The organism is Pseudomaricurvus sp. (assembly GCF_965662505.1).
Taxonomy (GTDB): domain Bacteria; phylum Pseudomonadota; class Gammaproteobacteria; order Pseudomonadales; family Cellvibrionaceae; genus Pseudomaricurvus.
Map to the genome: position 1 here is coordinate 1 of NZ_CBFIHX010000130.1, position 9,092 is coordinate 9,092.

Genomic DNA, 9,092 nt, shown 5'->3' on the forward strand with positions numbered 1-9,092 from the left:
ATAGTTTATATGTGTAATAGTTGCAAAGAGAATCTTTCGTGAGTTCCAGATTTATGTTCGAGAGGAATCTTTCGGTAAGCCTCCTTCGACAAGCTCAGGAGGAGCGGAGTAGGAGGCTTATACTGAAGGTTGGATGGCTATGACGTTTCCGTTCGCCGAAGGGCTTGGTTCGGAGGTTAATCGTTCGCCCTGAGCCTGTCGAAGGGCCTGGTTCGGTGGTTATTCGTTCGGCCTAAACCTGTCGAAGGGCATTGGGATGCATGGATTATCCTTCGAAAAATTCAATACAAGCCGAAGCTGTTAATTTGAAGTTTCTCATCTTGGCGGCGTTGAAGCTTGTTCGCGTACATGCGTTTGTCTGCGGTCATGAGGACTTCGTTTGTGGGTAAATCCTCTGAACTCGCCGTGCCCATGCTAATAAATAGAGGGATTTTAATCGGGTTATCAGAGGTGCCAACCGAAAACCTTTTCTGTTCAAGGCTCTGGCTGATTCGATCGGCGATCTGATTGACCTGGTCAATGCCGGAGCTGGGGCATAACAGGACAAACTCATCCCCCCCGTAGCGCGCCAGAACGTCACCGTGACGACAGTGGTTACGAATGTGTTGTGCTGCTTTCATAATGAGATTGTCGCCGGCGATATGGCCGAGCTGGTCATTCACTTTCTTGAAGCCATCCAAATCAATCATCAGCACAGCAAAGTCACAATCTGGTTGTTGTGCTTTACGCTGAATGTTTTCTTTCAGTGCCGTTTCAAAAAAACCGCGATTGTAGACCCCCGTTAGCCCGTCTCGTTCAGCCGCTTTGTGCAATTCCAGGTGGAGCAGTTTGTTTTCTGTCGAGGAGGCCAGTTCATCAATCAACAGTGGCAGCATCTCTTCTAAGACATCATGTTTTCGGGGTGCTCGTACTACCAGCCAGCCTTCGTAAAGGCTCAGACGTCCTGCCATGGAAGCGGCATAGAACTTGTCTGTGTTATGGCGTGTATCGAGATGAATAACGCCCTCTCGGGTCGTGTCCATATTGGACAGTGATTTCAGTAAGTGTTGTTCGTTGCCCCTGTTGATGCCGGCGACAGCGGAGTAGCGGGTAAGTCCGGGGCGTTCGTGTTCGTAGAGGTAGGCCGCGAAACCATAGTTGGGAAAATTACTGCAAAGGTGCTGCAGGGAGTTTTCAAACAACGTATTGACATCAGGGGCGCGATTAGCAACAGCACCTATGTCCAGAAGGGACTGAAAAACCCGGTTTTTAAATTGAATCTCTTTAATGTTGCGCCCAATTTTCCGATTCTGGGCATACGTGGTGTAGCCAAGACCTAAAAAATAGATAGAGTATCCTGCGCATAGATAAATATTAGCCCCGAATCCAATCTCCGGGCGGAGGTCAAAACCAGTGAAAAGGCCAATGCCAATGCCTCCCAGCAAGAAAAGAAGGGTTGCGATTAACAGGCGACGGGTTCCTCCCACAATCAGATTGTTCAGCAAGCAGCCGAGCCCCAGTGCCAGAGTCGACCAGAGGTAGTAGCCCAACATAGCGCCCCAGCCACCGAGCAACAGGCAATCGATGTACAGGTTTTGAAATTCGGCGCGCTTTGAGTTAGTGGCCAGTGCTGAGTGGCAGTAAGCCACCATGGGCCAGACGAGCAACAAGAAAGCCGGCGATATCAGCGACCAGCCCTCACCAGATTCCATAGCAATCCACACGCTGAGCCCAAAGGTATGGCAATAGGCAAAATACCGGGGAATCAGAATTGCTTTCGCCAGCCGGTGGGGATTCCATCCCGAGGCTGATTTTGCAGCAGTGTGTGTGTTGTCATCCAGCATAAGATGATTCCAAAATTCATCAATCTATGAAGCTTTCGGCTGGTTTTGCGATTTCTTGTGTTTTATTTAAGCTAGCACGGAGTGCCGGTAAAGTCACACTGCAGCATTGGCCGTGAATTAATACGCCAGAATAAGCTATACGTCTAAGCCACTTGTCTAATTTGTGGGTGTATGACTAGAGTAGCGTATGACTAAATTAGTGTTTGAGTAGGTAGACGTTTTGACTGCCGGCAGGCGGATTGTAAATGCTGTTAGTCACTTTAAGGGTGAGGGGACGCTGGCCGTTTTTAGCGTCACCTTTTACGGATTCAGTCGTTCACGGGCTTGCTTTGTTAATGCCTTGCCAGAGGTCCTGTCCAGTATTTGCAACTTATGATGCAGTGCAGTTTTGGCCAGCATGTGGGCCGTAACAGGTGCAGTGATCAGTAAAAATAATGAAATCAACAATTCATGTAGGCTCAATGCCCCTTTTTGGTGGGTGACCAGAACCATCGAGGCCAGCAGTAAGCAGCCCATACCCAGTGTTGTGGCTTTGGTCGGTCCGTGAAGGCGGGTATAAAAGTCAGGCAGCTTTACAAGGCCCAGTGAGCCAATAAACACAAAGATGGCGCCTGCTACCAGCAATACCGATACGACTAACTCTATCCAAAATTCCATTGCTTTATCCTGTTCTTAGGGGTGCCTTATTCGATTAGGTCGCCACGTAAAATGTATTTGCACATGGCGGCAGTGCTCACAAATCCCAGCATGGCTATTAACAAGGCGGCTTCAAAATAAAGGGTCGTGCCAGAGGCAATACCAAACAATATAATCAGTGCAATGCTGTTTATGTACATTGTGTCCAGCGCCAGGATTCGATCAGGCCTGCCTGGTCCTTTAAAAAGTCGCCATAAGTTAAGAAGCAGTGATACACAAACCAATATGCCGGCAATTAATATTGCGGTTTTTAGCATCCGAAAATCTCCTTAAGCGGTCGCTCATAACGGTGTTTGATTGAGGCGATCAACTCATCTTCATTCGTCAGGTTCAGTACATGCACGTAGAGCCATTTTTGATCTTCGGAGATCTCTGCACTGACCGTGCCTGGTGTTAATGACACTGTACTGGCAAGTATGGTGATAGGCAGTTCATGGTCGATATTCAATGGTATTGCAATAAAGGCAGGGTTCAGTTTTTTATTTGAGCCCAAGATTAAAAGCGCGACTTCGAAGTTCGCCACCACGATGTCTCCCATGACCATTAAGACGTAGCGTATGGTGGAGAGCGGCTTGCGAAAGCCCGGTTGCGGGTGTTGCATGCCCGATATAAGTAACGGTATTCCCAGTGCCAAAAAGGTTCCTAAAACGAGATGTCCAGGAGCCATTGTGTTGTTCAGCAACAACCAAACAATCAAAAGCAAAATCGAATGCAGTGGCATCGGGAGGAAGCGAAAACTCGGATTGGCCTTCATGGTTGACCCCTTCCTGTGTCTGCTGAGTTTATTACGGCAGGTCTATCATGGAGCTGAGCCGCTGCTGCATCAGTATATTCGGTCACTGGTCCACCAAATATGATTAACAGAGGAGAAGCGCTAAGCAGTAAAGCGACAGCCGTCAATTTCAACGGATGAATCGTTTCATTCGTGTTGGGCTCGCCGGATGAACGCCAAAAAATGGTGGTGCCCGCGCGTGATAACGCCACCAGACACATCAACCCGGACACTAAAACCACTGGCCATACCCAGGCCATTTCAGTCATCCCTTCGGCGGCTTGCAGTATGAGTATCTTAGCCGCAAAACCTGATAATGGCGGCATGCCCACCACCGTGAGTGCGGCAATGAAAAACGCGATACCAACGATCGCTGCCTGATTCATTGCCCGCGCGTTGACATAGCGGTCTTCGGCTTTACCCCGTTGTGTGCTAACGATGTCCGCGATCAGGAACAGTGCGCCTGTGACCAGAGTAGTGTGGATCATGTAGTAGAGTGCGGCAGAGGTGGCCGATTCCCGTTCCATGGCAATCCCAAGCATGAGTGTTCCTGCCGAAACCACTACTAAATTAGCCGCCGTTAGTCTTAAAGTTGGGCTGGCAAGCACACCGATGGCGCCCATGAATATGGTCAGTAGTGCCAGCGGCCACAGCCATGGTATGGCAATGCTGGCAAGCTCTCCCGCTCCTTCACCAAAGATAGTGGTATGTACTCTTAAGATACTGTAGACCCCCACCTTGGTCATAATGGCGAACGACGCAGCAACCGGAGCACTGGCTGCGGCATAGGTTTTGGGAAGCCAAAAATGCAATGGCAGCAAAGCGGCTTTGAGTCCAAACACGACCAACAGCAATAGGCCACCAGTCTTTGCCAAGGCCTGCTGGGACTCACCTAATAACGGAACTTTATTTGCCATGTCTTCAATATTAAGTGAACCAATCGTGCCGTACAGAATGCCCAGTGCGAACAGGAAAATACTCGAACCGACCAGATTCAGAATCACATAGTGGACGTTGGCTTTGGTTCTCTGCTTGCCGCCGCCATGAATCAACAAGGCGTAAGAGGCAATTAATAGCACTTCAAAGAAAACAAACAGGTTAAATACATCCCCTGTTAGAAACGCCCCGTTAACGCCCATGATCTGAAACATAAATAGCGGGTGAAAATACATGCCGTCGTTGTCGTCGCCTGCACATGCATAGAGCTGTGCACCCAATGCCAGGACTGAAGTAAGTAATACCGCCAAGGTTGATAGTCGGTCGGCCACCAGAGTGATGCCGAAGGGCGGTTGCCAGCCACCCAGAACATATATTTGAGGGCCTTGCTGATGGCTGGTGAGTAACAACAGCGTAGCCGCAGCTACGAGGATGAACATAGTGGAAATGGCAAAAATACGGTGCCGGTTAAGGCTCTTACTCAAAGGCGGCAGCAGCATGAGTACGGCAGCCAACATGGGTAATAATATTGGGAGAATAGGCAGGTGTTGCATTAGCCGTTCCTTTTATCTGAAGTGCTAATTCTGCCCGACTGGGATGGGTCCGGGAGCTGACCATCTACATGGTCATTGCCCTGATCCGCTCGAGAACGCATGGCTAATATCACTACGAACGCCGTCATCGCAAAGCCGATTACGATGGCGGTGAGTACCAGTGCCTGAGGCAATGGGTCGCTGTATTCAGTGGATCTCCCGAGCACAGCTGCACTGTCCAGCTTTTGGCGGCCACTGGCGAATAGGAATAGGTTTACAGCATAGGATAATAGGGTTAAGCCGATAACCACTGTGAAGGTGCGGCCCCTTAGCACCAGAAAAAAGCCACAGGTGGTGAGTACGCCGACACAGAGCGCATAGATCGCTTCCATTAATCGTGCTCCTTACTATAAATGCGCTCGCTTGTGGTTAACTTGCCCAGATTGGCCAGGATGAGCATCACAGCCCCTACAACGGTGAGATACACCCCTAAATCAAACAGCATGGCGCTGGCTAATTCGAATTCCCCAATCCAGGGTAGATGGAAATGGTCAAACCACGAGCTCAGGAAAGGTTTGCTAAAGAGCCAGCTACCCAATCCGGTCAGGATGGCGATTAATATGCCGCCAGCAATGAGCCATTGGTAGTCGATTTTGACTCTGGGTTTGATCCACTGAACCCCGTGTGCAATGTATTGCTGAATGATCGCGACCGCTGTGATCAAGCCTGCAATAAAGCCACCGCCCGGAACATTGTGCCCACGTATGAAAATGTAAGCGGATACCAGTAGGGCTAAAGGCAGAAGGCTCTGGGAGACCATTTCAAGCATCATCGGGTGAGGGTCGTTACTCCATGGGCGTCCTTTATCATCACGGCTCGGGAGGTAAATTCGCATTTTGGCAATCAGTTTGAAGATACCCAAAGCGGCAATGCCCAGTACTGTGATCTCGCCTAATGTGTCGAAGCCCCTGAAGTCCACCAAAATGACGTTGACTACATTGGTGCCGCCGCCGCCGGTTTTACTGTTGGCTAAGAAGAAATCGGAAATTGTATTTAAGGGCGTTGTGAGTATCGAGTAACAGATGGTGCCGATGACGCAGCCTAATATTCCAGAGAGCAAAAAATCAATGCTCAAACGTCTGTTGCTCGATTCTTTTAGTGTGCTCTGAGGCAAAAAGAATAGTGCCAGGAGCAATAAAATGATGGTGACAATCTCAACCGACAGCTGGGTCAGGGCTAAGTCGGGAGCCGAGAATTGAGCAAAGGCCAGCGATACCACTAATCCGACTACGGATAAAAATATGAGCGCAAGAAACCGTCTACGGTGCCAGATTACCGTTGCGGCTGCGCTTAATATCAGTAGTACCGCACCGGTTATCGTCACCCCATCCAGCGGTATCTGCGCGCGTGAACCTGTGTTTTGACTGAGGTCGAGTAGCGGGAAAGCTGCCATCGTTAAGGTGAATAACAAGAGGATAAAGATATACCGTTGCAGGGAACCATTCTCTAAAGCATTTATAAATCGTTCAGAAGTCTGCACGATGAACTGAATCACGCCTTCAAAGATATATTTGGCATCTGCCTCGTCGAAATGTGACTGAAACTCAAACATATGGCGGCGGTTGTAATAAATGATTGAGCCGCCCACCATTGCTAAAACACTCATCAGTAATGGCACATTCAGTCCGTGCCAAATGGCCAGACTATATGTCGGTAACCCATCGGAGATAACCGCTGCAGAGGCAACGCTCAACAGGTCTCCGACAACATAAGCTGGAAAGATCCCGACAAGTAAACACAAGGCAACCAGAATCTCGACCGGCACCTTCATATAGCGTGGCGGCTCTTTAGGGGTTTTAGGGAGGTCGACAGGTTCGCCGTTAAAAAAGACATCATGGATAAAACGAAAAGAGTAGGCTACTGAGAAAGCCGCCCCGATAGTGGCCAGTAGGGGGATCATCCAGGACAGAGACCCCAGCATACTCTGGTTAAGGGTTTCCGTGAAAAACATCTCCTTGGACAAAAAGCCATTCAATAATGGAACGCCTGCCATTGATAATGCCGCAACGATGGCCAGGGTGGCGGTGTAGGGCATGTATTTCCAGAGTCCATTGAGTTTGCGCATGTCTCTGGAGCCAGACTCATGATCGATAATTCCCGCCGCCATAAACAAGGAGGCTTTAAAAATAGCGTGGTTAATAATATGAAACACCGCGGCTACGGCCGCGAGGTCGGAATTCAGCCCCAACAAAAGTGTAATTAAGCCTAAATGGCTGATGGTTGAATAAGCCAGCAGGCCTTTAAGGTCGTGCTTAAACAGGGCGACATAGGCCCCTAACAGCAGCGTGATTAAGCCGGTTAAGCTGACGATCAAAAACCACATGTCGGTACCGGCCAGCACCGGGTAAAAGCGAGCCATAAGAAAAATGCCGGCTTTCACCATGGTGGCGGAGTGTAAGTAGGCGCTAACGGGGGTGGGCGCCGACATGGCATGTGGCAACCAAAAGTGAAATGGGAACTGGGCCGACTTGGTGAATGCGCCTATCAGTACCAGTATTAAAGCGATGGGGTAGGTGGCGTGAGAACGAATCAGGTCGCCATTTGCCAGAACGGTATCAAGATCATAGCTATCGACCATATTACCAATCAGTAACAGTCCGGCCAGCAGTGCAAGGCCGCCAGCACCGGTTATGGTCAGGGCCATTCTCGCGCCCTTTCGTGCATCGGACTTGTGTGACCAAAAACTGATCAACAGGAACGAGCTAATACTCGTTAATTCCCAAAACATCCAAAGTTGAATCAAATTATTGGATATAACAATGCCGACCATGGAGCTCATGAACAGGGTCAGGTAAGCATAGAATCGACCCATGGAGTCGTTGGCCGACAGATAGTACCGGGCATAGAGAATAACCAGCAGCCCAATGCCAAGAATCAAAAACAAAAAAAGCAGTGAAAGTCCGTCAAGACGAAAGGAGAGGTCCAGCCCAATCGCAGGGAACCAATCTATGGTTTGCCTGAGAGCCTGACCAGCAAAGATATCCCCCGCATAGATAAGCACCAGTACCAGTGATGCAATGGGTAGTATTGCCACAGAAAAAGCACACGCATTACGACCAAGGCGCTCTGTTAGCAGAGGGACAACAGTGCCTATTAATGGCAAAAGTACAACCCATAGCAGGTTCATGGTGAGAGTGCGCCTCCAATTGTATAACGAGATGACAAATAACTGACTGATTTATCGGCCATTTTCTGGTGTAGCTTAACTTTACACATTGTACGTTCTTGATCAAAAAACAAGAACGCTTATACGGTATATTTTTGTTTCCACGGCGGTTGTTCTGTGTACAAGTTGATTGACTGTTGATCTGTCTGGGTGAGCCTCGCCATAATCATCCTGGTTGCACCAGTTTGCAGTACTGCCGCGGAGACATCCCGGTCCATTGCCGAAACGCCCGGGTAAACGATCGGGCTTCCGAAAACCCCACCAGTTCAGCCACTTCGTTGACGGTGCGGTTTTCTTTCACCAACTTGTGTAGCGCGATTTCCCGCCGCACATTGTCTTTGATCTGCTGGTAGCTGGTGCCTTCCTGTTTCAAGCGCCTGTGGAGGGTCTGGGGTGACAGGTTCAGGTTTTTGGCCAGGGTTTTGAGCGCGGGAAATTCCAGTCTGTTGTTTTGGTTGAATGAGCTGGTGAGCTGTTGGCTGATGATGCGCTGCAAGCTGTTGTCGTCGCCGGGAATGGTAAGCAGGTCGGCGGGAGCATGTTGTAAGAATTGATCCAGCTCGGCCTGGCTGCGGATAATAGGTCGTTGCAGATAGTCGGCGCTGAAGGTGAGTTGGTTGATGTCGCTCTCAAGCAGCAACCTACCGGGAAACATAATGCGCAATTCATTGGCGTGACGGGGCGAACGGTGGGTGAGGCGGGTTTCCTGTAACGGGATCTTGCTGCCGATCAGCCAGCTGGCAAAGCGATGCCAGATGATCAGCCAAAATTCGAGGAAGAAGTGCTGCGGGTCCAGTTCCGGCTGTGCAAAGTGGATGCGGATGCGGGCGCTTTTGTCCTGTTCCAGCAGTTCGGTGTCAATGTCGTCGGTCATCAGCTGGTAAAACTGCATGCCGGTGTGCAGGGCCTCCCGCAGGTTATCGCAGCGCTGTGCCGCCTGTGCCATAAAGGCAAACGCGCCCCGTTTGCAGGGAGTGGCGGTAAATCCCATAAACTCGTCGTTCATCGCATCCCAGACACCCTGTATCAGAGCGGTCATTTGCTGCTCGTCGGTGCGCAGGTGCTCAATATGCAGCAATTGCGGATGGATACCGGCCTGTGTGAGC

Annotated in this window: 8 protein-coding genes; all 8 read right to left on the reverse strand. The window is 49.9% G+C overall.

Annotated features, from left to right (window positions below; translation table 11 throughout):
• Positions 1 to 281: 281 nt before the first annotated feature.
• Positions 282 to 1,823, reverse strand: a complete 1,542-nt coding sequence (locus ACTG33_RS14525) for a diguanylate cyclase (RefSeq protein ID WP_439135942.1) — start codon at positions 1,821 to 1,823, stop codon at positions 282 to 284.
• A gap of 300 nt (positions 1,824 to 2,123) precedes the next feature.
• Positions 2,124 to 2,480: a Na+/H+ antiporter subunit G gene (locus ACTG33_RS14530; RefSeq protein ID WP_439135943.1), complete on the reverse strand. Its 357-nt coding sequence runs from the start codon at positions 2,478 to 2,480 to the stop codon at positions 2,124 to 2,126.
• 26 nt (positions 2,481 to 2,506) lie between these two features.
• Positions 2,507 to 2,776, reverse strand: coding sequence for a K+/H+ antiporter subunit F (locus tag ACTG33_RS14535; RefSeq protein ID WP_439135944.1), 270 nt, complete (start codon positions 2,774 to 2,776; stop codon positions 2,507 to 2,509).
• Positions 2,770 to 3,273, reverse strand: coding sequence for a Na+/H+ antiporter subunit E (locus ACTG33_RS14540; protein WP_439135945.1), 504 nt, complete (start codon positions 3,271 to 3,273; stop codon positions 2,770 to 2,772). Before ACTG33_RS14540 ends, ACTG33_RS14535 begins: the two co-directional genes overlap by 7 nt.
• Complete coding sequence (locus tag ACTG33_RS14545; RefSeq protein ID WP_439135946.1) at positions 3,270 to 4,781, reverse strand: monovalent cation/H+ antiporter subunit D; 1,512 nt, start codon at positions 4,779 to 4,781, stop codon at positions 3,270 to 3,272. The genes ACTG33_RS14540 and ACTG33_RS14545 overlap by 4 nt, the downstream gene beginning before the upstream one ends.
• Positions 4,781 to 5,152, reverse strand: coding sequence for a Na+/H+ antiporter subunit C (locus tag ACTG33_RS14550; protein WP_439135947.1), 372 nt, complete (start codon positions 5,150 to 5,152; stop codon positions 4,781 to 4,783). Before ACTG33_RS14550 ends, ACTG33_RS14545 begins: the two co-directional genes overlap by 1 nt.
• Positions 5,152 to 7,947, reverse strand: a complete 2,796-nt coding sequence (locus ACTG33_RS14555) for a monovalent cation/H+ antiporter subunit A (RefSeq protein WP_439135948.1) — start codon at positions 7,945 to 7,947, stop codon at positions 5,152 to 5,154. The genes ACTG33_RS14550 and ACTG33_RS14555 overlap by 1 nt, the downstream gene beginning before the upstream one ends.
• Positions 7,948 to 8,152: 205 nt before the next feature.
• On the reverse strand, positions 8,153 to 9,092 hold a 940-nt coding region (locus tag ACTG33_RS14560), incomplete at its 5' end, for an AraC family transcriptional regulator ligand-binding domain-containing protein (RefSeq protein ID WP_439135949.1).

Coding starts and splice junctions, on each gene's coding strand:
- ACTG33_RS14545 (WP_439135946.1), bottom strand. CDS start 4,781: ATGCAACACCTGCCTATTCTCCCAATATTATTACCCATGTTGGCTGCC.
- ACTG33_RS14555 (WP_439135948.1), bottom strand. CDS start 7,947: ATGAACCTGCTATGGGTTGTACTTTTGCCATTAATAGGCACTGTTGTC.
- ACTG33_RS14550 (WP_439135947.1), bottom strand. CDS start 5,152: ATGGAAGCGATCTATGCGCTCTGTGTCGGCGTACTCACCACCTGTGGC.
- ACTG33_RS14540 (WP_439135945.1), bottom strand. CDS start 3,273: ATGAAGGCCAATCCGAGTTTTCGCTTCCTCCCGATGCCACTGCATTCG.
- ACTG33_RS14525 (WP_439135942.1), bottom strand. CDS start 1,823: ATGCTGGATGACAACACACACACTGCTGCAAAATCAGCCTCGGGATGG.
- ACTG33_RS14530 (WP_439135943.1), bottom strand. CDS start 2,480: ATGGAATTTTGGATAGAGTTAGTCGTATCGGTATTGCTGGTAGCAGGC.
- ACTG33_RS14535 (WP_439135944.1), bottom strand. CDS start 2,776: ATGCTAAAAACCGCAATATTAATTGCCGGCATATTGGTTTGTGTATCA.